General features: G+C 68.7%; 25 protein-coding genes and 1 tRNA gene. 10 read left to right on the forward strand and 16 right to left on the reverse strand.

Annotation, left to right across the window (positions count from 1 at the left end; translation table 11 throughout):
* Nucleotides 1-45: 45 nt before the first annotated feature.
* Nucleotides 46-1,080: a zinc metalloprotease gene (locus tag JQN83_RS01790; RefSeq protein WP_208565245.1), complete on the reverse strand. Its 1,035-nt coding sequence runs from the start codon at nucleotides 1,078-1,080 to the stop codon at nucleotides 46-48.
* 234 nt (nucleotides 1,081-1,314) lie between these two features.
* Between JQN83_RS01790 and JQN83_RS01795 the strand changes: the two genes are divergently transcribed.
* Nucleotides 1,315-1,388, forward strand: a tRNA-Gly gene (locus tag JQN83_RS01795).
* Nucleotides 1,389-1,477: 89 nt separating this feature from the next.
* Here JQN83_RS01795 and JQN83_RS01800 read toward each other — a convergent pair.
* From JQN83_RS01800 to JQN83_RS01810, 3 genes are read right to left on the reverse strand one after another with little or no spacing between them, the layout of a single operon-like run.
* A complete protein-coding gene (locus JQN83_RS01800) occupies nucleotides 1,478-2,707 on the reverse strand; it encodes a tyrosine-type recombinase/integrase (protein WP_208565246.1) in 1,230 nt (409 codons plus the stop codon).
* Nucleotides 2,707-2,877: a helix-turn-helix domain-containing protein gene (locus JQN83_RS01805; protein ID WP_241773897.1), complete on the reverse strand. Its 171-nt coding sequence runs from the start codon at nucleotides 2,875-2,877 to the stop codon at nucleotides 2,707-2,709. Before JQN83_RS01805 ends, JQN83_RS01800 begins: the two co-directional genes overlap by 1 nt.
* Nucleotides 2,870-4,711: a replication initiator gene (locus tag JQN83_RS01810; RefSeq protein ID WP_208565247.1), complete on the reverse strand. Its 1,842-nt coding sequence runs from the start codon at nucleotides 4,709-4,711 to the stop codon at nucleotides 2,870-2,872. Before JQN83_RS01810 ends, JQN83_RS01805 begins: the two co-directional genes overlap by 8 nt.
* A 95-nt stretch (nucleotides 4,712-4,806) precedes the next feature.
* Here JQN83_RS01810 and JQN83_RS01815 point away from each other — a divergent pair, with 95 nt between their 5' ends.
* Nucleotides 4,807-5,160 carry a hypothetical protein gene (locus tag JQN83_RS01815; protein ID WP_208565248.1) on the forward strand — a complete coding sequence of 118 codons (354 nt, stop codon included), beginning with the start codon at nucleotides 4,807-4,809 and terminating at the stop codon, nucleotides 5,158-5,160.
* Between the two features lie 26 nt (nucleotides 5,161-5,186).
* Here JQN83_RS01815 and JQN83_RS01820 read toward each other — a convergent pair whose 3' ends face one another.
* The 5 genes from JQN83_RS01820 to JQN83_RS01840 form a co-directional block, all read right to left on the reverse strand.
* Nucleotides 5,187-5,762: a DUF2637 domain-containing protein gene (locus JQN83_RS01820; RefSeq protein WP_208565249.1), complete on the reverse strand. Its 576-nt coding sequence runs from the start codon at nucleotides 5,760-5,762 to the stop codon at nucleotides 5,187-5,189.
* On the reverse strand, nucleotides 5,759-5,950 hold the full coding sequence (locus tag JQN83_RS01825; protein WP_208565250.1) for a hypothetical protein: 192 nt from the start codon (nucleotides 5,948-5,950) through the stop codon (nucleotides 5,759-5,761). The genes JQN83_RS01820 and JQN83_RS01825 overlap by 4 nt, the downstream gene beginning before the upstream one ends.
* A gap of 5 nt (nucleotides 5,951-5,955) precedes the next feature.
* A complete protein-coding gene (locus JQN83_RS01830) occupies nucleotides 5,956-6,207 on the reverse strand; it encodes a hypothetical protein (RefSeq protein ID WP_208565251.1) in 252 nt (83 codons plus the stop codon).
* Complete coding sequence (locus tag JQN83_RS01835) at nucleotides 6,204-7,793, reverse strand: FtsK/SpoIIIE domain-containing protein (protein ID WP_208565803.1); 1,590 nt, start codon at nucleotides 7,791-7,793, stop codon at nucleotides 6,204-6,206. Before JQN83_RS01835 ends, JQN83_RS01830 begins: the two co-directional genes overlap by 4 nt.
* 306 nt (nucleotides 7,794-8,099) lie before the next feature.
* Complete coding sequence (locus tag JQN83_RS01840) at nucleotides 8,100-8,495, reverse strand: transcriptional regulator (RefSeq protein WP_208565252.1); 396 nt, start codon at nucleotides 8,493-8,495, stop codon at nucleotides 8,100-8,102.
* A gap of 218 nt (nucleotides 8,496-8,713) precedes the next feature.
* Between JQN83_RS01840 and JQN83_RS34015 the strand changes: the two genes are divergently transcribed.
* A complete protein-coding gene (locus JQN83_RS34015; protein WP_307798948.1) occupies nucleotides 8,714-9,577 on the forward strand; it encodes a DUF4231 domain-containing protein in 864 nt (287 codons plus the stop codon).
* Between the two features lie 98 nt (nucleotides 9,578-9,675).
* On the opposite strand, the gene JQN83_RS01850 is transcribed toward JQN83_RS34015, so the two are convergent.
* The 4 genes from JQN83_RS01850 to JQN83_RS32705 all read right to left on the reverse strand — a co-directional run bounded on the left by JQN83_RS01850 (nucleotide 9,676) and on the right by JQN83_RS32705 (nucleotide 12,077).
* Nucleotides 9,676-10,452, reverse strand: a complete 777-nt coding sequence (locus tag JQN83_RS01850; RefSeq protein ID WP_307798949.1) for a glycosyltransferase family 2 protein — start codon at nucleotides 10,450-10,452, stop codon at nucleotides 9,676-9,678.
* On the reverse strand, nucleotides 10,440-11,261 hold the full coding sequence (locus JQN83_RS01855) for a GntR family transcriptional regulator (RefSeq protein ID WP_208565253.1): 822 nt from the start codon (nucleotides 11,259-11,261) through the stop codon (nucleotides 10,440-10,442). The genes JQN83_RS01850 and JQN83_RS01855 overlap by 13 nt, the downstream gene beginning before the upstream one ends.
* Nucleotides 11,262-11,410: 149 nt before the next feature.
* The gene (locus JQN83_RS01860) at nucleotides 11,411-11,608 is read right to left on the reverse strand and encodes a precorrin-4 C11-methyltransferase (protein ID WP_307798950.1); all 198 of its coding nucleotides are present in this window, start codon (nucleotides 11,606-11,608) and stop codon (nucleotides 11,411-11,413) included.
* A gap of 136 nt (nucleotides 11,609-11,744) precedes the next feature.
* Nucleotides 11,745-12,077 carry a hypothetical protein gene (locus tag JQN83_RS32705; protein ID WP_244251550.1) on the reverse strand — a complete coding sequence of 111 codons (333 nt, stop codon included), beginning with the start codon at nucleotides 12,075-12,077 and terminating at the stop codon, nucleotides 11,745-11,747.
* 555 nt (nucleotides 12,078-12,632) lie between these two features.
* Here JQN83_RS32705 and JQN83_RS01870 point away from each other — a divergent pair.
* Entirely contained in the window at nucleotides 12,633-13,055 is a 423-nt protein-coding gene (locus JQN83_RS01870) for a GntR family transcriptional regulator (RefSeq protein WP_208565255.1), read from the forward strand.
* 541 nt (nucleotides 13,056-13,596) lie between these two features.
* Here JQN83_RS01870 and JQN83_RS01875 read toward each other — a convergent pair.
* Nucleotides 13,597-14,367 carry a hypothetical protein gene (locus JQN83_RS01875; protein ID WP_208565256.1) on the reverse strand — a complete coding sequence of 257 codons (771 nt, stop codon included), beginning with the start codon at nucleotides 14,365-14,367 and terminating at the stop codon, nucleotides 13,597-13,599.
* 1,328 nt (nucleotides 14,368-15,695) lie between these two features.
* Between JQN83_RS01875 and JQN83_RS01880 the strand changes: the two genes are divergently transcribed.
* The 3 genes from JQN83_RS01880 (at nucleotide 15,696) to JQN83_RS01890 (ending at nucleotide 18,329) form a co-directional block, all read left to right on the forward strand.
* Nucleotides 15,696-16,133: a DUF6228 family protein gene (locus JQN83_RS01880; protein WP_208565257.1), complete on the forward strand. Its 438-nt coding sequence runs from the start codon at nucleotides 15,696-15,698 to the stop codon at nucleotides 16,131-16,133.
* Nucleotides 16,134-17,117: 984 nt separating this feature from the next.
* Entirely contained in the window at nucleotides 17,118-17,381 is a 264-nt protein-coding gene (locus JQN83_RS01885; RefSeq protein ID WP_208565258.1) for a bacteriocin immunity protein, read from the forward strand.
* Nucleotides 17,382-17,441: 60 nt separating this feature from the next.
* Nucleotides 17,442-18,329: an LLM class flavin-dependent oxidoreductase gene (locus tag JQN83_RS01890; protein ID WP_208565259.1), complete on the forward strand. Its 888-nt coding sequence runs from the start codon at nucleotides 17,442-17,444 to the stop codon at nucleotides 18,327-18,329.
* A 164-nt stretch (nucleotides 18,330-18,493) separates the two neighbouring features.
* Here JQN83_RS01890 and JQN83_RS01895 read toward each other — a convergent pair whose 3' ends face one another.
* Complete coding sequence (locus JQN83_RS01895; protein ID WP_208565260.1) at nucleotides 18,494-18,925, reverse strand: ASCH domain-containing protein; 432 nt, start codon at nucleotides 18,923-18,925, stop codon at nucleotides 18,494-18,496.
* Between the two features lie 106 nt (nucleotides 18,926-19,031).
* Nucleotides 19,032-19,580 (reverse strand): phosphoribosyltransferase family protein, encoded by a 549-nt coding sequence (locus JQN83_RS01900; protein WP_208565806.1) that lies wholly within the window; start codon nucleotides 19,578-19,580, stop codon nucleotides 19,032-19,034.
* 220 nt (nucleotides 19,581-19,800) lie between these two features.
* On the opposite strand from JQN83_RS01900, the gene JQN83_RS01905 reads away from it, so the two are divergent.
* From JQN83_RS01905 to JQN83_RS01915, 3 genes are all read left to right on the forward strand, one after another.
* A complete protein-coding gene (locus tag JQN83_RS01905; protein WP_208565261.1) occupies nucleotides 19,801-20,445 on the forward strand; it encodes a septal ring lytic transglycosylase RlpA family protein in 645 nt (214 codons plus the stop codon).
* An 87-nt stretch (nucleotides 20,446-20,532) separates the two neighbouring features.
* Complete coding sequence (locus JQN83_RS01910) at nucleotides 20,533-21,660, forward strand: PP2C family protein-serine/threonine phosphatase (protein ID WP_208565262.1); 1,128 nt, start codon at nucleotides 20,533-20,535, stop codon at nucleotides 21,658-21,660.
* 117 nt (nucleotides 21,661-21,777) lie between these two features.
* The gene (locus JQN83_RS01915; RefSeq protein ID WP_208565263.1) at nucleotides 21,778-23,634 is read left to right on the forward strand and encodes an acyl-CoA dehydrogenase; all 1,857 of its coding nucleotides are present in this window, start codon (nucleotides 21,778-21,780) and stop codon (nucleotides 23,632-23,634) included.
* Nucleotides 23,635-23,880: the final 246 nt, after the last annotated feature.

Raw genomic sequence — 23,880 nt, forward strand, 5'->3', positions numbered from 1 at the left:
CGTCCGGGAAGGACGGAGCCGGCACCGGTGCCTGCGGTGTGTCGGTCAGGCCGACGCGCGGTAGGCGGTCCACGCGTTCACCATGCGGCTCGCCTGACCAGCGGTGAACTGGTACATGCACGAGTCGTAGGTGTAGTCCATGAAGTTGGTGATCGGGTCCTTGCCGGACGCGGTGCAGGTGTCCCGACCGGTCGGGCACTCGAAGGCCGGCTCACGCTCGGCCGGGGTGTCCGAGACGCCGTCGCCCGAGCCCGAGCAACCGCCCTGGAAGGTGTGGTAGAGGTTCAGCCAGTGGCCGACCTCGTGGGTGCCGGTGTCACCCAGGTTGTAGTTGGTGGCGGCGCCACCCGGCAGCGACTCGCCGAGCACCACGACGCCGTCCATCACGTCCAGGGTGCGCTTGGGGAAGGTCGCCCAGCCGAGCAGGTCGTCGCTCAGCTCACCCAGGTAGAAGTTGAGGGTGTTCTTGCCACCGGTGCGCAGCTGGGTCTTCATCGCCCGCTCGGCCGAGGAACCCTGCACGATCGGGTACCACGACGCGTTGGTGACCCGGTTGATCTTCTGGAGCTGGAAGGTGAAGCCGGTGGCCGCACCGCCGGTCGCACCGCTGTACGCCTGGTTGAGCACGCTGATCTGCTCGTTGATCATAGATTCGGGGATGTTGCCCCCGGCCCGGGTGCTGTCCCGCTGGATCACGTGGACGACGACCGGGACGGTGATCGGGGCCAGCGCCACCGTCGTGCCCTCGCTCGAACCGGTGCGGATGCTGGACTTCGACCGCAGGGCGCTGTTGCGCAGGGCGGCAGCGAAGTCCGCCTCCCGCTCCTTGACCTGCGTGGCGGTCAGCTGGTTCGGGTCGTGCCGCTTGTGCGCGGCCTTGCTGCCGCCGCGAACGCGCGCGTCGGAGTGGACGTCCTCGTGGACGTCGGCCGGCTCCGCGCAGGGGGCGTTATCGGGGGCTGCGGAGTACGCGGAAGCCGCAGGCACGACGCCCACCGCAGCGGTGCTCAGCAGCAGCGCGAAGGTCGTCGATGCGACACCGGCGGCACGCCGGGTCAGCAGGTTGGGACGTAGTCCCATGGGCCCACCTCTTTCTGGCGGCGCGACAGGGGGTATGTCGCGCCGAGGTCGTGAACGTGGGGGTGACGTTACAACTGATCGACACGTTTGAGAACGTCCCTAAGCTGCTTCTGTGAAACATCTGACCGTTTCATTTCAGCAGTTGGTGGTCGATCGGCTACGGAAGGTGTCCGGCGACGTGCGGGGGTGCCAGGGTGCGCGGGCATGGTCACCTCAGGTACAGTGGTCCCGCTTGCGGGTGTAGTTCAATGGCAGAACATCAGCTTCCCAAGCTGACAGTGCGGGTTCGATTCCCGTCACCCGCTCCACCACGAAGGCCCTGACCAGGATGCGCATCCTGGTCAGGGCCTTCGATGTTTCAAGGTCAACGATCATGCGCCGTGCCATTGGCGTGCCATTAGCCCTGCTCGCCGCCAGCCTCGTCCCGGTCAGTCGGCCGCTTCCTGCCCTTCTTCCCGCCGGCCTTCTTCCCGCTCTTGCCCTTGCCGCCGGTCGCCTTCGTGGTCTTCTTCCGGTCGGCCCGCACCGCCTCGTGCAGCGCCTGGGCGATGGCCCGGTCGGCTTCCGCCGTGGCGTGCTGGTAGATCAGCGCCGCCTGCGGCGAGTCGTGCCCCATCCGGGCCATCAGGTCCCGGGTGCTGGCCCCGGTCTGGGCGGCGAGGGTGTTCCCGGTGTGCCGCAGGTCGTGGAAGTGCAGGTTGGGCTGACCGATCCGGGAGACGTTCGCCTTCCAGTCGATGAGCTTGTTCAGGTTGCCCCGCCAGATCGGGCGCCCACTCTCGGTGGTGAACACGAACGCTTCCGGGTTGTCGTCGACCTCGGCGGCCAGGTGGTCACGGACGACCGCGACGACCGCCGGGGGCAGGGTGATCGTGCGCCGGCCCGCCCGGGACTTCGGCGGACCGAGCACTAAGCCGACCCCACGCTGTTCGGTGTACGCCTGCCGTACCCGGATGGTGCCGGCCACCGCGTCGACGTCCTGCCGTTGCAGCGCGGCGACCTCACCCCAGCGCAGGCAACCGAAGGTGGTGACGAGGACCAGGGCGCGGTACCGGGGTGGCACGACGTCGGCCAGCTTGAAGACCTGGGCGAGGGTGAGCACCGGGCGTTCCGCCGGCTTTTCCTGGTCGGCACCCGGGATGCGGCACGGGTTGCGGGGCAGGATCATGTCTTCCTTCACCGCCGTCATCAGCACCGCCCGCAGCAGCCGGTACGCCTTGGCCGCCATGCTCACCGAGACGCCGTTGCCGAGCAGTTCCGCCCGCCAGTCGCGGACCATCGGGGTGTCCAGCCGACCCAGCTCGACCCCACCGAGGTACGGCACGATGTGCTTGTCGAGCAGCCAGCCGTACAGGTGCACGGTCCGGGGTCGCAGGTTCGGCCGCTGATCGATCCAGCGTCGCGCGTAGTCGGCAAGCTTGATCTTGGCCTGGGTCGGGTCGGTCCACTCGTGCCGGGCAATCTGCGCCTCAACCAGCGTGAGGTACCGGTCCGCGTCGGACTTCCGGGCGAACGTCTCCGGCGCGTTGCGTATCTGCCCGTCCGGGCCGGGGTACCGGGCCTGATAGCGCCCCGACGGCAGCTTGCGGACGCTGCCGAACCGGCGGTGACCTTCCTTGTTAGCCATCACGCCACCCGCTGAAGGTCGCGCCACACACCCGAGGCGGTCAGCGGCTCCACCCGCCCGGACTCGACGTGCGCGGCCAGGTCGACGGCCTTGATCCGGACGCTACGGCCGAGCTTGTGGAACGGGATACGCCGTTCGGCGACCAGCCGGCGGACGTACCGCTCACTCATGTTGATCCGGGCCGCGGCCTGCTCGATGGTCAAAACCTCGTCCACTGTCGCCTTCCTCTCCGTCGTGCCGTGCGTTGTGCTGAGTTGCCGAAAGATCGGGCGACCCCTGGGCAGCCCGGTTCTTCACGGCGAGTAGTTCGGACCGCCAGCGGGCGCGTTCGCTGATCGACCGCATGAGCCGATGGGACAGCGGCCCCACGTCCGGGTCGTCGGGCCGGGCGAGTTCCCAGGCGTGCCGGACCCGTTCGACGGTGTCGCCCTGGTCGTCGACGAGCTGCCCGGGGCCGCCGGCCGCGCCGCTGTCGGCGTTGGCGCTATCGGTGGTGACGCCGAGCAGCGCCCGCACCCAGGCCCGGACGTCGTGCTTGTGGTCGCTGAGCGTCTTGCCGGACCAGTCGCGGGAGATGAGGATGCGCCGGCCGCCGATGCCGAGGGTGTCCCGCTGGTGGACCTTGCCCCTACAGCGGCCCGGCTTGAGCTTCGCGTTCGCCTTCTTCGGTTGGACGCCGTAGAGCAGCCAGTTCGCACACCGGTCGGTGCAGGGGGTGACGCGCAGTTCCCGCCACAGCCGATCGAGGTGTTTGCGTTGCCGGTCGGTGCTGGCCTTGTGCACGTCGCCGGTGTGCTTGGTGATGTACTTCGTGACGTACCGGATGGTCCGTTCGGCGTCGGTGGTGCCGGGCATGACGCCCCGGGCGTCGACCTGGGTACCGAAGCGGACGACGTGCACCGGTTCGGCGTGCGGGTCGTTGTCAATGGCGTCGAGTGCTTCGCCCCAGGTGGCCAACGGGCACCGGGTGTCCGGGTCGACCCACGCCGAAGCGTCCTCGTCCCACACCGGGGGTCGGTCGGCGGTGTACCGCTGGACGTCGACCGCCGGCCACCACACCTGGTGATAGGTGGCCGCCGCGACGGTGCGGAGGGTGTCGCGGGGAATCGTGCCCCGGATGGCGAAGTGGGCGTGTGGGGCGAGTCGGCGTTGTGGCTCGACGCAGCCGGCGTACTGGACGTTCCAGCCCTCGCAGCGGCGCAGGTTCTGCCAGAACCGGTCCAGGAGGCGGGGGAAGTGGACGGCGTCCCAGGCGGCGCGGCGGTAGTCGTACCGGTCGGGGTTGACCGGGGTGCCGTCGGGGCGGACCGGGCCGTAGGAGTCGAGGGTGAGGGTCAGCCACATCGACGGCCGGTAGGTGGTGCCGTCCGCAGCGGTGTAAGTCCTGCCGACCGTGCGCCGTTCGACCTTTCGGCGTGGCAGCTCGGGTGCGTCCTGCCGCCGTTTGGTGGAGCGCTTGCGCCGGCGGCCGGTGTCGTCGGAGTCCTCGTCGATGCCGGCGTGGGGTGGTCCGACCCGCCCGCGTAGGCCCTCCGCCGTGATGGCTTCTTCGACCTCGCTGATTCCCTCGTCGAGTTCTTCGACCTGCTCCCACTCGGCGGCGCGGATGGCCTCGTCGCGGGAGAACTCCAGGTGTGCGCGGAACAGGATGAGCGCCTTCTGTTCCTCGGTCGCGGGTTCCGGTGGCGGTAGGGGTTCGTCGTCGCGGTGCCAGCCCTCCCGGATCTGGGCCTGCCGCAGTCGGCGGTTCTTCTTGGCACACGGGGCGCACTTGTCTTCCCGGGTGGCCCCACAGGGCAGGTCGATAACCTCGGTCAGGCCGGTGTCGAGGTCGGTGCGGCGCATGGCGAGGGGGCGTACGCAGACGCCGTACTCGGCGGCGATCTCCTTGAGCACGTCGACCGAGCGCGGGAGCGCCATGCGGGCCGCCCGCGACCCCGGCCGAGGAACAGCAACCGGGGTCGGGGCGACGGGTTCGAGGCCCGGGAGGGTCGGAGCAGTCATCGGCCCACCCCCGCCGTGAGCGGAATGCGGTGGTTCCGGGTGTGGGTGCGCCGGTACTGTCCGGGCTCACCAGAAACCCGAGTGACGAGGTCGACATGAGCGGCGATGACGGTACGACGGTGCTGTGGCGTCCGACCGGGCCGGAAGAGTTGGATCTCGTCCGCGAGTCCGGATGGCGGGCGTGGCCGCCGCGTCTGCCGGATCAGCCGATCTTCTACCCGGTCCTGAACGAGGACTACGCGGTGATGATCGCCCGGGACTGGAACGTGCCGGCGTCCGGCGTCGGTTACGTCACCCGGTTCCGGGTGGAGTCGGAGTTCCTGCGCCGGTACCCGGTCCAGCAGGCCGGCGGGAAGACCATCCTGGAGCTGTGGGTTCCGGCTGAGGAACTGGACGAGTTCAACGCGCACATCGTCGGGTTGATCGAGGTCGTGCACGAGTTCCGGTAGCCACCGGCCGGCGGCGACGGTGGCGGTCATCGGATGATCCCGACGACGTGCGGCCGGTTCGAGGGGACGACACGCGGAGGCAGCACGGCCGCCGGGGCAGAGATGGCAGCCGGGGCCGGGACAGCCGGCGGGACAGGGTCGGCCGGACGCTCGGGTTCCGGGTCGGTGGTGGCCTGCTCGGGCACGTCGTACCAGTCGCCCGGGGGTTGGTCCGGTTCGGGAGCCGGCGGCACGGCGGGGGCGTTGGACAGGACGACCTTGACCAGGGCGAGGAACGCCAGCGACGGTACGGCTGCCACGGTCCAGCCCCACACCGACGGTTCGGCTTCCGCGACCTGGGCGGCGAGGGACAGCAGCGCGAACGCGACCAGGAGCGAGCCGACCAGGCCGACGGGCCGACCCGTGCGACGGCGGGCGCGGAGTTCCAGGCCGAGGTAGATGGTCATGAGTTCGACGGCTACGGCGTTGGCCCAGCCGATCCAGTCGGGTTGGCCGTGGGTGACGGACAGGTCGTGGACGTGGGTGAAGGCGGCTGCGCCGGCCATGGTGCCGATGGCGAGCAGGATCACCAGGCGTACGGCGGTTTCGGTGCGTGTGGTCATCGCCACTCCTGCATCGGCTTCTCGCGGATGGTGAGGTCGATGCGGATGCGCCGGTCGGCCATGTCGGGGCGGCGGTTGACCATGTGCGCGAGGCCGTGCAGGGCGGCGGCGGTCTGGTCGGCGGGGCCGACGAGCCGGATGCGCAGCGGACGCCGGAACCGGTTGATGACACGGGCAAGGGTGGTCATGGCGGTTACCTCCGGGCCGGTCGGATATCAGTGCGGATGTAGTCGGGAGGGGTGCCGAGCGTGGCGACGGCTTCGGAGAGGCAGCGCCACAGCGCCCACGCCTCATCGGGGGTCAGGGACATCCGCCGCCGGCCCGCACCGACCGCCAGATAGACGGGGTACGGGTCGGGTCGGTCGGGGTCGACGCGGACGGACACGGCGGTGACCGGTTCGGGGGTGCGCAGCCGGTAGAAGCGCCGGCCGTCGGTGCCGGTCATCGGGGTTCGCCCTGGTCGGTGTCGAGGATGGTGCGCAGCGCGTCGGGCAGCAGTGGCCCGCGTCGGGGCCGGGGCAGGGACGGCCGGGCCGGTTCCGGGGTGGACTCGCGGCCGACCTGGGCGAGGATGTCCGCCGCGTCGGCCGGAGCCGGGTATCGCTGGGCCAGGTCGCGGATGTCGTCGTCGCTGACGTAGGAGAACCGGACCCGCATCGGTTCCGGGGTGCCGTCGAGGATCACGTACCCCACGCCCTTGGCCCATCGGGGCATCTGGTCGGCGAGGGCGCCCCGGTTGCGGGCACCGTCACCCAGCACGAGGTCAACCTGAGCGGCTTCGGTCAGTCCGAGGGCGATGCGGGTCGGGAACAGGTCCCGGAACGGCAACACCTCCTTACGCGGGTCCTGCAACGCCGCCACTACCAGCACCCCGACCCCGGCACCCTGCGACAGCAGCAACCCCAGCGAGCCGGCGATGCGCTTACGGAGGTCGACGTCTTGCAGGTACGCGGTCAGTGCGGCCATCTCGTCGATGACGACCACGACCAGGGGGTCAGCCTCGGTCGGCGTGTGCACCCGCACGATGCCGGCGAGCCGGGTCTGACGCTCCCGCATCACCGTCACGGCCTCGTCGAGGAGATCGGCCATGGCCTCGAACGACTTGCACGCGAACCGGGCGAACAGCGGCCGGCCCATGGCGAACTCCATCCCGCCTTTCGGGTCGATCACCCACAGCCGCACCAGGCCCGACGTGATGCCACCGGCCAGCGAGCGGACCAGCGACCACAGCACCGAGCCCTTCCCGGAGCGGGTGGCCCCGCCGATCAGCACATGGGTGGCGAGCAGGTGCAGCGACCACGTCCCCAGGTCCTCCCGCCGCGCCAACGGCAACGCCGTGAAGTCGGGAACGGCCGGGATGTCGAACGGCGGCACGACCGGCCGCAGCGCGTCGGTGCGGACGAGCACCAGGTAGACCAGCGTCGGCCGGTCCCGGAACCGCAGCCGATCCACCCAGCCGAGCAGCAGCGCCCAGTAGCCGGTACGGGTAGGCGGGGTGTCGGGGCGCTCGGAGTAGACCCGGGCGTGCCGCCGGCCGAAGGCGTACGCGAGGTTCGCGGTGACCTGTTGGAAGTCGGCCGGGGTCTGCCCCCGGACCATCCGCACGGTCAGCACATCCAGGGCCTGATCCGAGCGCACCCGCAGCAACTGCGGCAGGACCGGCAGATGGTCATACGTTGCGGCCAGGCCGCACAGGGTCATCGCCTCCTGCCAGGCCCGCCGGTAGACGACGACCTGACGGAACCGGCCGAGCAACGGCCCGGCGCACCACCGCCACCAGGACGCCTCATCACGCCACCGCCACAACGCCGACACCGCCGATGCCAGGACCAGCGGCACGATCAGGCCCGGCCAGCCGTACTCGGTGTAGAGGACGACGGCGGCCACGGCCAGGCCGACGGCGACCGGGTGACGCAGGCACCACCAGCACACCCGGGCGGCCCAGCGCAGCACCAGGCCGAGCACGACCAGCCACATCGGCAGGACAAATCGCTTCGGTCGGACCACCATCAGATCCCCGGCGGTCACCATCACCACCCCGCCACGGGGCCGGCGCATCATCGCCCACCCCGCAGGGACACGAACCGGCCCGACGCATCCCGGACCGGAGGAAACGGAAGGACGAGCTGCCCGACACAGCCAGCACACCGGCCATCGGCACCGGTGGACGGGTCGAACCGGGACTGACACACCTCGCACCGAGGCGAAGCCGGGGCAGCCGAACGCCTACGCTTGGACACGTCACTACCTCTCTCGACAGAGCAGGGGAAAGAGACACCAAGGGGGCGGGGCTGCCGTCCGCCAAGACCAGACAGCCCCGCCCCCAACCTTCAGCGGCTACGCCGCCGTCTTCTTCGCCACACCCGCCGGGGCACGCATCCCGGTCGCCCGCAGCGAGTACGCCATCCGGTTGTTGTTGGTCACGTACGGCGTGACCGTCATGCCCTCGAACTCCACCGCCTCGAACGGCGTACCTGTCGGCGGCACCGGCTGGTAGTCGGCGGAGATCTTGACCGTTGTCTCCCGGGAGCGCTTGCCAAGCTCCGGGTCCAGGTCCATCACCCGCACCTGCCACACCCGCTGACCGGTCAGCTTGTCCTTCGCCGGGCTACGCCGCCCGGTCTTCTCGTCGTAGTCCTCGACCTCACCCAGCGACTCGGGGACCAGGGCGCACCCCGCCGGGAACACGTCCTCACAACGCACGGCGAACCTCGTACCGCCACGCAGAGCCATCGCTCAACCTCCAGGTTGTTGGCATGTCTGCCAAGTGGAACTCCAAGGTAGACCCCACTTGGCAGACAAGTCAACAAGCTTCGCGGTCCCCTGCGGATCAGTCGACGTGCCAACTCCCGTACGAACCGATTGACATCAATGTGACAGAACCTTGCTTTTCGAACTACGCACGAGGGAAACTGGCCGGCCTTCACTGTCAGCGTCCGACCATGTGCGGAGTGTTTGTGACCACCCCTGATGACCCGCAGAGCCAAGCCCGACACAATGAGACGGAGGCGCGGCCTGTCAGCGCTTTCGAGGCTCAGGAGAGATACCGAGAAATCGGCAAGAACTACGAACTGGCAATTGATCAGCTCCGCACGGCCAGATCCGCCCAGTTCGCATACTGGCTAATCCTGATTTCCAGCTTCGCACTAATTGCACTACTTGCCTACTCGGTAGTTGTCGGGCTATGGCACGAGAAGCCCGTCACAACCCGCTATGTCGGGCTGATTGCACTGTTGGTTTTGTGCATTGGCATGGGTTGGCTCGTCCTCAAAAACCGCCGCAAGATAATTGAGTTCGATGTGATGGTGCGCAACCTCGGGCATGACCGCCAGAGTGCCGCCACTCGAATACCATCAGAGTCCCTGGAGTCGCTCCGTCTGTACCGGGAGGCGTCGCAGGACATTGTTGCACAGTTCCGCACCCGCGCTACTCGCAACCTCAGGGCACACAATACCGTTCAAGCCATTATCATCATCGGCTCCGTAGTCGCCTCCACCACCACGGCAGTCATGGCCGGGGAGCACCCGTTGAGCTGGGTTTCAACAGGTCTCACCGCCTTCATCAGCATCACCGCAGGGCTGGCTGCCTACTTCAAATTCCGCGAGCGCGGTTACAACTTGCAACTGACTGCCGATGAAATTGAGAAGCACTACAACGCCACACAGTTCCGTTTGAACGAATATGCAGAACACGGCGACGGAAAGGAAGCGTCGAGGCTGCGCCTATTCGCACAGAATGTCGAGCGCTTGCGCGACGAGCAGCGCAAACGTGAACTCCAACTCGAACAGTCACCAGGGCAGAAAGAGGAGCGATAAAGGCCAGTCGGGAAATATTGCCCAACGGGTGATGCTCCAGCCCTCGGTTTGACCTATGCCACTTCGAGGGTGGAACCACCAAAGGCGGCGGCATCGGGCTACGTGGTGGCTTTGCCGCCGAAGCCGTGCGGGACCATCGAGGCCAGGGCGGCGGCTCTGGCCTCGATGATCATCATCCGTGCTTGGTATTCGGCGGGTTCGCGGTGTGCGGCTTGGCTGGTGACCTGGCCGGGCCACTTGCGGTAGAGCAGGCCGTATTCGCGGGTGAAGTAGCCGGGGGTGACGGCGTTGGCGGCCAGGAGAAGGCCGGTGTCTTCGGAGGCGGGTAGGGCCATCCAGCCGCCGAGGGCGAAGACGAGGTCCCGGCGTAGGCACAGGGTCGCGGGGTGTACGGATGCCCGGTAGTCGTTGGCCTGCCAGAAGGCCAGGACCGCGCCCCGGTCGATGACCCCTCCGGCCGGGTCTTTGTCCCATCCGGCGGTCGACCCGTCGGGCAGCAGGTCGAGTACCCGCGAGGTGGTCCATCCGATCTTTGGGTTCGCCTCGAACGCGGCGATGTCCCGAGCAAGCGCGCCGGGGGTCAACTGGTCGTCAGCATCGAGAACCTTGATGAGGTCACCGTCAACCCGGGACAGCGCAAGGGTTCGGGCGACACCAGGCCCGCCCGGTCGGCCGGTGCCGAGGCTGATTCGGGGGTCGTCGGGCAGGACGTCGGTCAGGGCTCCGGTCTGTCCGTCTTCCTGGACGAGCCATTGCCAGTCCCACCCCGGCGGCATCTCCTGCTTGGCCAGCGATGCGTACGCGCCAGCCAGGTACTCGATGCTGGGCGCGTGGACCGGGGTGATGACCGAGACGAGCTGCGTCAAGTTTTCCACCGCTGGAGTTTGTGGGAGTAGACAAGCTCGGTCCGGTCCCCCGGCATCACCACGTCAGCCACCTCGACCACCCGGCCGGTGGTGTCGACGGAGGTCTTCCGCACGGTGAGTACGGAGACACCCGGGTCGATGTCCAACAGTTCGGCCTCATCCGGCGACGGCGGACGCGCCCGGATCTCGTCGTCGATGCGGTCCAACTCGATGCCGAGGGTATAGAGCTGATGCTGTGTACCGCCGGGCCAGGGTTCCTTGCTGGCGTCGAGCAGGTCCGGGTTCGCGGCGACCAGGTCGTAGGGCAGGTAGGAGTACGACACGGTCAGCGGTGCGTTCTCGTGCCGCGAGGATGTCCAGTAGACCCGGCGCAGCAGCGGCGCACCCGGCTCGACCTGGAGGGCCGCCGCCATCTCGGCATCGGCATCGACGCGGGTGTACTCGGCGTGGAACTTGAGGTCATCGACGGTCAGGCCGGTGTCGTGTTCCGTCGCGCCGGTCTTCAACCGTTCGTCCTCGTCGAGCAGGACCCGGTCCTTCTCCCACTGGTACCGCTCGGTGTTGCGACGGCGTACCCGCTGGCGGGGTGCCCGCACGTAGGTGCCGCGCCCCTGCTCCGCGCGGACCAGGCCCCATTCACGGAGCTGCCGGATGGCGTTGCGGACGCTCGTGCGGGACAGCCCGGACGACTCGGCCAGCTCGGTTTCGCTCGGCATCAGCGTCCCGGGGGCAAGCTCCCCGCCCATGATCTTCACCCGCAACTCTTCCGCGAGTTGCAGGTAGCGAGGGCGCCAGTCCCGGCCATGCACACCGGTCACCGTACCCCCTAGACGTTCCAACGTCTGCCAGGTGGTCCCCCCAGCCGGCCGCTCCGGCACCACCGGCACCACCACCGCCCCTGCTCGCGGGGGCTGCCCACGACGCCCACCAGGACCACGCGCCCCAGCACCCCGCCGGCCGTTGGTGCTCACCGCGTCTCTCCCGCCCGCCCGCGCCGCCCGGCCTGTGCCTGCATGGCCTCTCGGGCGTGGGTCAGTTCCTCGATGAGCCGGTCGACGTTGGTCAGCGTCAGGAGCACGGTTTGCGTGGTGCCGTAATGGGTCGCGTCGAGCTTGATCGCCGGGTCGCGGCGGGTGAACCGGTCGATGAGCAGTTGCAGACTCACCCACCCGGTCCCCTCCCGCCCGATCGTGGCCAGGTACCCCCGGTGCATCGGATCGTTCGGCCCACAACCCCGACACCACGGCGGACACACCACCGGCCGAGGCGACGCCGGCAGCCGCCGGTTCGTGGGAAAGCCGTCACTCATCGCCGGCCCCCTGCCCGCCGGCCTGCGCCAGCAACCCGCGCAACTGCGCCACCAACTCGGCCGCCTCCGGCAGCGACAACTCCGCCCAGGCGTTCCCCGCCCGACACGACGCGTGCACGCACACCAGCGGAGCACCGGGGGTCTCCGCACTGATCAGGTACGTGACGATGAGCCCACTCGCCCGCTTCTCACCAACCCGGAGCATGTGGCCGCGATGACGACGGGCCATGTGCGCCATCACCGGCGGCACCAGATAGCCGCAGCGTTCCGGCGTGCACCAGTCCGGGTGACTCGTGACCGGGGCCGGCTTGCTCAGGCGGGTCATCGTGTCCACCGCCCACCATGGCCCCGGTGCGCCTGAGCCACCGTCATCAACGGCGCATACCGCAGCACGGGCAGTTCCCGCGTGACGCCGACCGACCACCACGGCGCAGGGCCGACCGATCCGCCGGACGACGCCGACGGCGTGTTGCCGCTGGTGGTCGGGATCGGTGTACGTCGGCGGGGTCGCCAGGACGAGAACCAACCGTGTCGACGGTGAGAGCCGGGCATCGCACCTCCACAGGTAGACGAGGAACCGGCGGCCGACCACAAGCGTTGGTTGTGGCCGGCCGCCGGCCCGGATGAAGGCACGGCGCACCGTCCGACGCCGGACGGGTCGGATATCGCCGAGCCAACTTGTCTACGCGGCTACCGCAACCGGTCCCACAGGACGCCGCGCATAGGTGCGACCAGGGCCGACACCGCGACCACCCCTGACACGAGCCGTCACCCCGGCCGCACACCAGGAAACGTATCTACAAGTGGACGAGTTGTCTAGACGTCGAAACGCGTCGCTTGCTTGGCACTTGGTACAACAAGTGCCAGGTACGGTGAACAGGTGCCCACCCCGCACTACGGACAACCCCGCTACCGCACCATCGCCGACGAACTCAGACGCCGCATCGAGAGCGGCGTCATCCCGCCGGGAGCCCTTCTGCCCGCCGAGAGCGCACTTACCGCCGAGTTCAGGGCAGCGCGCGGCACGGTTCGTCAGGCCATAGCCGCATTACGCGAGGCAGAGTTGGTGGTCACCGATCACGGGCGCGGGACATACGCTGTGTCTCGCCGAAACGCGCCAGGACAGGATGGGTGTTCCCAGACGGAGATGCAACAGCGCCACATCGCTGCGGATGCAGAATTGGCAGCCATTTTCGCTGTCGATGTAGGCACGGCACTTTTGGAGCAGCAGAGTCTCACCCGAACAAACGGGGCCGTCGGAACAGTCGTCAGAACCTACCGATTGCTTTATACGGAGAGCTAGAGCAGTTCACACCTTCGATACGTCTTCAAGGCGGCCGTGAATGGGCGGCACGCGCCGTCGCTAGGGCGCGCGTCCATGGCTCCGCTGGCGCCCCGACTCCGGCCAGACAGCATGCCCGACGGCTGGCGTGAAAGCGGGGAGCCCAGGGGCCGCCGCAGATCGACAGATCGCTGACGGGTGAGAGGTGGGGCGGCCGGCCAAGCCGCGAGGCCACGAGCCCGGGCGGCGTAGGGAGGGCACGCCGGCCGTGTCGGCAAGCTGGCGATGGTCGCGGGGTTGCGGTTACTGCGCCTCCGGCGGGGGGGGGGCTTGGGCTCCGAGATGGTTGCAACCCGTCGCCGGGTTGCGGTCCGTGGTTGGTTGCGCGGGCCATCCCGCCCCACCGTCGACCCGGGCAAGCCGAGCAGGCCACCGCCCGCCCGCCAGCGTCCGACTGTGCGTCAACGCCGTCTTCATGTGGCGGGCAGGGCGCTGGCCCCGCTCCCAGGAGTGGCGGCTCGATGACAAACGGGATGGCACTCAGCCCTGATGTGGCTCCGCACTACGAAGTTGTTACTGCTCGACTTCGTACCGGCCACGGAATGCGTGGGCCGGGGATGCGGTCACTCAATCTTTGCAGCTGCGACAGTGCAACCCGCAGTTGCTCGTCGGAGAGAGTCTTTGAGTTTTCATGAACTAGTGAGTTGCGAATTCTCATTAGTAGCCGAAAATTGTTGATTTCATCGTCTGACCAGATATTTTTGTCGCGCATGACCGCAAGAATGATTCCTAAAGGGCCTTCAGCGGAAGCCATGCCGATCTCTCGCGCAACAAATTTGCGTGCATTTATTTCAACCTTTGAGATTAGCTCTAGGAACAGTTTAGACCCGTTAGTTCGCCGTGCTCGACGCGATTTGAATTGAAAGTCAATTATCTCGTATAGCGTCTCGCCGGCGATGAAGGCGGCGCCTCCGAGAATGAATTGGAGCCAGGGAAAGCTATTGCCCTGGACTCTCTCCATATTGATGACGAAAACAATTATAGTAGTACAAATAAACCCGACTTTGATTACTTGATAAAAGAGGTTCCTCCGCATGCCGCGCAGCTTCCCAAGGTAGTGAGTTCTGGCGTCAGCTGCCGATATCCGGCGGATCGCTTCTGCGAGATCGTCTTTTCTGATGCTTCCTTCGATTCCGTCGGTCGCGCGAGTATGTTCAATCTCGTTGAGGATGCGGTCCCGGGTTGAGGCTAGGTAGCTAGACAGCAACTCCGAAGCTGCGGGGGTGAGGTTGGAGCTCAGGGGATCTACGTTCTCGTTCTTGTCTTTACTCACGATCGCCTCCGCACTGCAATAATCGCATACCCCTGTGCAATCGCGCCAGCTGTGACGCATCCGATCAAGCCAAACCATTGCAGCTTAGAATTCAGGTAACTCCCGAACACTCCCGCTAGTATGGCTGCAACAAATGCTAATAGCTGCGCCGTTACGACCCCCGGGGATGGTGGAGGGTTGGGGTCCTGTCGAGGGCTTCGCACTTCCTTGTTTGCTTTTACCACCATAGTGGTCGTTATCTCGGGAGCGTTCACTACGTCTGCGCGTTCGGCTTCTTCGAGGCGCGACGTCTCTCTTGAAAGCGCTAGGCTGAATTCATGTACAGATTCGGCGAATTTACTTACTGCCGGATCGGTCATCCCGCCCGGTATCAGGATTTCGATGGTGATTAAGCGGTCCGGCGCTTGCGCTGCAGAAACTCGCTCCCCCGAGAAGGAGTATGAATATCCCTCAGGTGCCTCCCCATGCTCAGCGGTACCTTGTGGCCGAGTAGCAGCAGACCGTGAGTCCACAGACGCTCCACGTCTTAGGGGGCGAGCATCGCTCTAGGTAACTCTCTGATGCTAGATGAGATCTATCCCCTTGTCGTGGTCGGGTTCATGCCCGATTCGTTGCCCAATGTGGCGGTCGGCATCGGGTAGTCGGGGTGCCGTTGAGTGGGTGGGCGATGTCGCTCTTGTGTCCATGGCCTAGCCGCTACCACGCCCGACCGCCGTGTGTCTCAAGCTGAAGTCCAGCTGAGGCCCCTGGGAGGCGGGAGGCCCGGTTGCTGTCGATAGCAGTGGTGACAGCAACGGAGCTGGACGCTGGAGAGCGGCAGCGGAGAGCTTCGGATCAGCGCCTGACGTCAGAGACGTGTGGGACTGTGCCCGGACGGGACCGCTTGAACCCAAACAGTGCCAATCCCTGCCACCCGAGTCTCGACGCCCCGCGGAGACGTCGAGCTCAGAGTGCCGAAACCGACCCCTGTCACAGATCAGCTGGTGGCCGCGTGCCGCACATCAGTCGACGGAGGAAGATCAAGCGACTTGCGCTGCTGCTGAATTGTTCTGTTCTGGATCAAGGCACCGTGCTGCGCACGGTGCGACGCGGTGGTCCCGTCCGGCGGCAAGCCGCCCCGGCCGCCTCCGGCACCGGGGCGGGAAGCCGCCGAGAACCGACGGGCTGCCGCGTCCAGGCCCGTCCCGACCGGCTCGGGACCAGGCCGTGACGATCGCCAGCTTGGTTGGCCTCCGCCGGGCTTCCGGCGATCGACTGCCGCACCGGCTCCGCCGGCTTGCCATCGAATCGCGTAGACGAGCCGATCGGGCGTCTGGAGACTGCAGTCCATGAGAGAGCCGTTCGTGCTGCGCCGCCCTGGTGGCGCGCGGTGGGTCGTTCATCCACCTGAGGACCCTTACGGCGACGGTTACGTGTTCACCGTCGCCACCGAGCTGCACGAGGACGGGATGACGGCTTCGACCGTGGCCATGATCGACGGCTTGTGCAGCAGCCCGGACATTGTCGCTCTGCCGGTCTTCCTCGACTCCCTGGCCGCAGGGTGGGAGGGGTGGCAGGGCGTCCGCACCTGGACGTCAATGGAGCGGGAACTCTGCTTCGACGCGCGTCACGACGGGCGCGGTTACGTCTCGCTCGGCGTAACCCTCCGTCCGCCGGGGTTCGACCCCGATGACACGGGATGGTCAGCCAGAGCGGTCTTCGTGCTGGAAGCGGGCGAGGAGATGACCCAGGTGGCCGCCGACCTCAGCGCCCTGCTCCAGCTGTAGCAATCCCCTCGTGGCGTGCCATTAGCGTGCCATTAGGGCAGGACAACCGGGGTCAACCCAGGCCACCGGGGACCACCGCGACCAGGCCGCCGGCCCTTCGCCCTGCCGCCCATCGTCGATTCCCAAGCTGACAGTGCGGGTTCGATTCCCGTCACCCGCTCCACCACGAAGGCCCTGACTCGGATGTGAATCCGAGTCAGGGCCTTCGATGTTCTGTGGCCAACCAGCGCGCACCGTGCCGATGGCGGGAACATTAGCGGGCAGTACAGCACGACGCTGCTTACCTGGCTCGAAAGCCAGCTGATCACGGGCTCGGCCGACAGCGGGTTGTCGCGGTGACAGGTCATGACCTTGGGCCGGGGTAGCGGCTCCACGTGCCGCCTGCGTTGGTGGCTTGGCGGTTGCGACGAGACATGCAACCCCGGTCCCACCGGTCCCGACAAGAGATCCACGTGCAGGACGAACGCGCGGAAGCCCTTTCGCTGGCCGTTGATCCGTTCTGGCGTGATTGACACGTTGAGAACACCTCCGTGAAGTGACGTCGCCCAGGCGGCGACCCCGGCGACCTGAAGCCCTCTGGATCGGCATGGCGGGGCAGCGGATACACGTGCGCGTCCTTTAGACCTGATGACGTGAACGATTCACACCGACGGCCGAAGCGGTGTCGACGTCAGCACACTCCGCCGCCCGCCGCCCGCCGCCCGCCGCCCCGCCCGCCGCCCGTCACCCCGCCCGCCGCCTGCCGCCCGCCGCCCCGCCTGCCGCCCCGCCGGTCGCCTGCCGTCCATCACACCCTCCTGCACACCTGTCACGCCCCACTCACCGCCTGATTCGTTGACGACATCAGCTCGAAAGGACGCGCCAGGACCACCCGGCCCGCGCGCTCCCGGGCCGACCTGGACGACAGCCCGGGGCGGAAACCTCGCCACTACCCCCGCCAAGGATCATGTGGGGTGCCATCGACCCTGCTCCGAGGAGATCGCCGTGCCGGCGAAGCTGACCAGGGACGAGGCCGTCGCCCTCGTCGAGCGGATCATGCGGCTCGACTATGCCGACGACGGCGAGCTGAACTACTGGCTGGACAGACTCGCACGCGACCTCGTCTGTCCGGACGTCTCCGATCTGATCTTCACGACCACCCCGGAGCTGACGGCCACCGAGGTCGTCGACCGCGCGCTGGCCTACCGGCCGATCGTGCTGCAGGCGACCCCGTGGTCGGAGACCGAGGAGCAGACCCGGCCTGACTGACCCACGTGGGCGCGGGCACCCGGCACGGGAACGGCGGGGGCGGCGTCGGGACGTACCCTGGTGATCATGCGGATTGGCATCGTGATCCTTCCCGACCAGCGGTGGCCGGAGGCGCGTCGGCGCTGGCAGCAGGTGGACGCGTGGGGCTTCGACCACGCCTGGACGTACGACCACCTGGGTTGGCGGGATCTGGTCGACGGCCCGTGGTTCGACTCGATGTCGACGCTGACCGCCGCTGCCACGGTGACCGAACGGATCCTGCTCGGCACCCTGGTCGCCTCGCCCAACTTCCGGCATCCGGCGGCGTTCGCCCGGCAGGTCACCACCCTCGACGACATCTGCGGCGGGCGGCTGATGCTGGGTCTCGGCGCGGGTGGGATCGGCTTCGACTCGGTGGTGCTGGGCGGGGAGACGCTGCCGCCCCGGCCGCGGGTGGACCGGTTCGGCGAGTTCACCGAGCTGCTGGACCTGATCCTGCGGGAGGACGGCACCACCTGGCGGGGTGACTGGTTCTCCGCCGTGGACGCCCGCAACAACCCCGGCTGCTTGCAGCAACCCCGGGTGCCGTTCGTGGTGGCCGCCAACGGGCCCCGGTCGATGCGGTTGGTCGCCCGGTTCGGTCAGGGCTGGGTCACCACCGGCACCGGCGAGGAGGACCTGACGGCCTGGTGGGACGGGGTGGCGACGCTCTGCGCCCGGATGGACCGTACCCTCGACGAGGCCGGCCGCGAACCGGCCAGTCTGCCCCGGTACCTCTCCCTGGACTCGGCACCGGTCTTCTCGCTGAGCAGCGCGGACTTTTTCGCCGAGCAGGTCGCGCGGGCGGCGGCGCTCGGCTTCACCGACGTGATCACGCACTGGCCCCGGGCCAGCAGCTGGTACGCGGGGGACGAGGCGGTGCTGGCGGACGTCGCCACCCGGCTGCTGCCGGAGCTGCGCACGCCCTGACCGGTCGCCGCACGCCCTGACCGGTCGCCGCACGCCCTGACCGGTCGCCGCACGCCCTGACCGGTCGCCGCACGCCCTGACCGGTCGCCGCACGCCCTGACCGGTCGCCGCAGCACGCACTGGCGGGGGCCGCACACACTGACGGGGTGCGGCCCGGGGCTGGTTCAGGTGCCCAGGTCGCCGGTGCGTGTCCCGCCGTCGCCGGCCGAGACCAGCCGGAACCGGATGCAGACGATCTCGGTGTCGTCGGTGACCGGGGTGCCGGCCCGGGCCCAGAAGCCGGCGTGCCCCGCCCGCCAGTCCTCGATCGAGCGGTCGCCCTCCCCCTCGGAGCGGGCGAAGTCCCAGGGGACCCGGGCGAAGGGGACGACGTCGATCCCGGTCACCTCGACCACTCCGACGAGGGTGTCCCGGTCGTCGACCAGGGCCAGCCGCTCGCCGACGTGCTCCAACTCCTCGGTCTCGTCGGCGTACTCGGTGAGCAGACCGGCGGTGGCCGTCTTCACCCCGGCCAGCACCAACGTGTTGAGGGTGCTGCGCAGCTCACCGGGGGTGCCGAGGGCGAGCGTGCGGAGTCCGCCGATCCGTGGCCACATGCGGCCGAGGCTACCGGGGTGCCGCTGTCCCGTCGCCCGATTTCGACGCCCCACGGTCGGCCCCGCTCGTGCGGTTCACCTGGCCGGGCTGACACCGGAGCGTGGGTCAGGGCAGGTTAGCGGGGGTGAGTAGCCCGCGGGCGCCCAGTTCGGCGGCGACCGGGTCGGGCAGGTCGACGACCACGGCGGCGACGCCGACCCAGTGTGCGCCCCGGGCGGCGCAGAGGTCCCGGACGGCCCGCACCTGGGCTCCGGTGGCGACCCAGTCGTCGACCATGAGCACCCGGTCGTCCGCGCCGAGCCGGTCGTCGCGTACCGCCAGGTCGACCTGCCGGCCCCGGAAGTCGGGTGGGCTCTGCGCCCAGGTCAGCGGGCCGGCGGGGAGTCGGCCGTCGCCGGGCTTGTGGGCCGGGACGAAGCCGACACCGAGGGCGGTCGCGGCGAGCGGCCCGAGCATCAACCCGGTCACCGCGGGGGCGACGACGACGGTCGGCCGGTCGGTGCGGAACGGTGCGACCAGGGCCGGTCCGAGCCCGGCCAGCACCTGCGGGTCCCGCCACCAGCCGGAGACGTCGCTGACCAGGTGGCTGCTGCCCGGCCCCGGGTCGACCCAGCGGAACAGCTCGACCAGGCGGGCGCGCAGCGCGGCGGTCATGGCCCCATCCTCGCGGGTACGCGGCGCGGCGGTCATGGCCCCATCCTCGACGGTGAATGCCAGCGGTGGCATTCTGGCCCGTGCGGCCCACCGGCCGTCGGCTGATCGGTCACACGTATCACTGTAATTCCGGGCATACCACCATGATCGCGTTGACTTCGGAAGTGCTTCTGTCGTTACCGTCCGAGCCGCTATGAAGGCATACGAAAGGACCGAGCCGGTGGTTGGCAGGCACTCCCGTACCCGGATCTTCTCCTCGCCCGCCGGCATCGCGGCCACCGCCGCGCTCGGTGTCGCGCTCGCCGTCGGCGGCACCGTCGGCGCGGTGCAGTTGACGGCCGACGACGCGCCAGCCCCCGTGGTCGTGGACCCGGTCACCCCCGGCGTCGTCGGCACCACCGCCGCGCCGACCCCGAGCCCGAGTGCCAGCCCCACCGTCTCCCCGACCGCCAGCCCGTCGCCCACCGCCACGGCCAGCCCGAAGGCGACCCGGACCCAGGCCGCCTCCCGGAGCAAGCCGCGCACGCCCGCGCCCAAGCCGTCCGCCACCACGAAGAAGGCGGCCCCGAGGAGCAACGTCGTCGACAGCGGCTCGTGCGGCGCGTCCTTCTACGACGAGGGTCAGTTGACCGCCAACGGGGAGAACTTCGACCCGAGCGCGCTGACCGCCGCGCACAAGACCCTGCCGTTCAACACCAAGGTCCGGGTGACCAACCCGGCCAACGGCAAGTCCGTCACCGTGCGGATCAACGACCGTGGCCCGTTCGTCGACGGGCGCTGCATCGACCTGTCCCGGGCCGCCTTCGCCGCGATCGCCTCGGTCGACCTGGGTGAACTGACGGTCAGGTATGAGGTGCTGGGCTGACGGCGAACGGTGACAGCAGCGGGACGGCCGGGTAGAACACCCTCAATCGTGGGGCTAGGTTCATTCTCCGGCCCGGTTCCATCAGGCATGCTGTCCCACGTACGTAAACATGCCTTCCAGTTGGGCCGAGGCCCACTGAGTCCCGGGTCCCGCGCCGGCGTCGGCGCGGCCGTCGGGCTGCTCGCGCTCGTCTCGGCGATCGAGTCGGCCGACGGCCGTGCGGTGCACTACGTCGCACTGATGACGGTGGCGCCGATCCTGGCCGCCGGTTTCGCCTCGTGGCGGGCGGTGGCCGGGGTGGGTTTCCTCGCGCTGCTGGTCGGGGCCGGTTTCGCGGTGGCCGATCCGGCGATGAAGCTGACCACTGCGGTGTCCCTGGTCGGGATCGCCTTCGCCACCGTGGTGGCGGCGAGCGTGGCGGCGGTCCGGCAGGGGCAGGTGGTGCAAATCGGCGAGCTGTCCCGGCTGGCCTCGGTGGCTCAGCAGGCCGTGCTGCGTCCGCTCGGCCCGCAGGTCGGGACCCTGGCGGTGGCGGCCCGGTACATCTCCCCCACGGCCACCGCCGAGATCGGCGGTGACCTGTACGAGGCGATAGACACCCCGTACGGCGTCCGGATGATCATCGGGGACGTGCGGGGCAAGGGGCTGGACGCGGTCCGGCTCGCCAGCATCGTGCTCGGCTCCTACCGGCACGTCGCCTATGAGCGGCCCGACCTGCGGGCGGTGGTGGCCGACCTGGACCGGGCGGTGGCCCGCAACGTGGGGGACGAGGACTTCGTCACCGCGGCCGTGGTCGAGGAGCGCGGCGGGACGCTGACCATCGTCAACTGCGGCCATCCGGCACCGTTGCTGCTGCGTCGGGGCGCGGTGATCCCGCTGGAGCCGCCCGCGCCGGCCCCGCCGCTGGGTTTCATGCCGGTGGTCCGGCCCCGGGTGGAGCGGCTGGAGCCGGGCGACCGGCTGTTGCTGTTCACCGACGGTCTCGGTGAGGCGCGGCGGGACGGCGAGTTCTTCCCGACCGCCGACCGGGCGTGGCGGCTGCTCGGCCACGGCACGGTCGGCGACGGTCTGGCCTCCCTGGAGACCGCGCTGGTCGAGTGGGTGCACGGGCGGCTCGACGACGACATCGCCCTGGTGCTGATGGAGTACACCGGGCCGCGTAGCGGGGTGACGGTGGCGGTGCCGTCGTGGGAGGTCGGCGCGGCGGAGAACTGACGCGCGCCGGGCTGTGATCGCCGTCACTTCGACGATCGGGTTGTCGCTGCCTACCGGTGAGTAATACAGTGGGGGTTACTGATCGGTAACACCTGTCCGGAAGCGGGGCCAGCGAGCATGACCCACTACAAGAGCAACCTTCGGGACCTTGAGTTCAACCTGTTCGAGGTCTTCGGGGCGGACCGGACGTTCGGCCAGGAGCCGTACACGGACCTGGACGTCGACACCGCCCGCAGCTTCCTCTCCGAGGTCGACCGCCTGGCCCGTGAGGACCTCGCGGCCAGCTACCAGGACAGCGACCGCAACCCGCCGGTCTTCGACCCCGCGACGCACACCGCGCCGCTGCCGGAGTCGTTCAAGAAGTCCTACCAGGCGTTCATGGACTCCGAGTTCTGGCGGCTGGACCTCCCCGAGTCCCTCGGCGGCAGCAGCGCCCCGCGCGCGCTCTGGTGGTCGCTCGCCGAGCTGGTGCTCGGCGCCAACGCGCCCGTCTGGATGTACGCCTCCGGCCCGTCCTTCGCGCACGTGCTGGAGGTCGAGGGCACCGACGAGCAGAAGAAGTGGGCCAAGCTCTTCATCGACCAGCAGTGGGCCTCCACCATGGTGCTCACCGAGCCGGACGCCGGTTCGGACGTCGGCGCCGGCCGGGCCCGTGCCGTCCAGCAGCCGGACGGCTCCTGGCACATCGAGGGCGTGAAGCGCTTCATCACCTCCGGCGAGCACGACCTGAGCGACAACATCGTCCACTACGTGCTGGCCCGTCCGGTCGGCGTCGAGGGCGTCGGCGGCCCGGGCACCAAGGGGCTGTCCCTGTTCGTCGTGCCGAAGTTCCACTTCGACGCCGAGACCGGCGAGCTGGGCGAGCGCAACGGCGTCTACGCCACCAACGTCGAGCACAAGATGGGCATCAAGGTCTCCAACACCTGCGAGCTGACCTTCGGCGAGCACGGCGTACCGGCCAAGGGTTGGCTGCTGGGCGAGAAGCACGACGGCATCCGGCAGATGTTCATGATCATCGAGTACGCCCGGATGATGGTCGGCACCAAGGCGATCGCCACCCTGTCCACCGGCTATCTCAACGCCCTGGAGTACGCGAAGAACCGGGTGCAGGGCGCCGACCTGACCCAGCAGGCCGACAAGGCCGCGCCCCGGGTCACCATCACCCACCACCCGGACGTGCGCCGTTCGCTGCTGATGCAGAAGTCGTACGCCGAGGGGCTGCGGGCGCTGGTCTGCTACACCGCCACCTGGCAGGACAAGATCGCGGTCGCCGAGGCGGCCGGCGACGAACCGGCCACCAAGCTGGCCAGGCGGGTCAACGACCTGCTCCTGCCGCTGGTCAAGGGCGTCGGCTCCGAGCGGGCCTACGAGCTGCTCGGTCACGAGTCGCTCCAGACCTACGGTGGCTCCGGCTTCCTCCAGGACTACCCGCTGGAGCAGTACGTCCGGGACGCCAAGATCGACACCCTGTACGAGGGCACCACCGCGATCCAGAGCCTCGACCTGATCTTCCGGAAGATCGTTCGGGACAACGGCCGGGCGCTCACCTCGGTCGCCGGTGAGATCCAGGAGTTCATCAGCACCGAGGCCGGCAACGGGCAGCTCAAGGAGGAGCGGCAGGCGCTCGGTCGGGCGCTCGCCGAGATCCAGAACATCCTCGTCGTGCTGACCGGTTGGCTCGGTGAGGCCCAGGGCGGCGACACCCGCAGCCTCTACAAGGTCGGCCTGAGCAGCCGCCGCTTCCTGCTCGCCCTCGGCGACCTGGTCGTCGGGTGGCTGCTCCAGAAGCAGGCCGACGTGGCGCTGAAGGCGCTGGCCGGTGAGGTCTCCACCACCGACCAGGCGTTCTACACCGGCAAGGTGGCCGCCGCCCGGTTCTTCGCCCGTGAGGTGCTGCCCCGCATCGGCGCCGACCGCCGGATCATCGAAGGCGCCGACCTGGACATCATGGACATCCCGGAGGAAGCCTTCTGACCTGACCGCCGTCCCGACCGGGTCGAGCCGGCCGGATTCGGCGGGTGACGCGTATGGGGCCGATGTGGCGGTGTCCGGGAGTCTGGACATCACCACATCGGCCCTTCTGCGTCGACGATGAGGATCGGGACAGCGTCACCTTGAGGCGCGCGGGAAGCGGTCGGGAGAGGGGGCCAGATTTGCCGGGTGCGATCCCGGTAGGAGGGCTGCTGGGCGGGTAACCCGCGCGGACCACGTCAGGGCACG

Origin of the sequence: Micromonospora antibiotica (assembly GCF_017599305.1) — a bacterium.
In the GTDB taxonomy this organism is placed as follows: Bacteria; Actinomycetota; Actinomycetes; order Mycobacteriales; family Micromonosporaceae; genus Micromonospora; species Micromonospora antibiotica.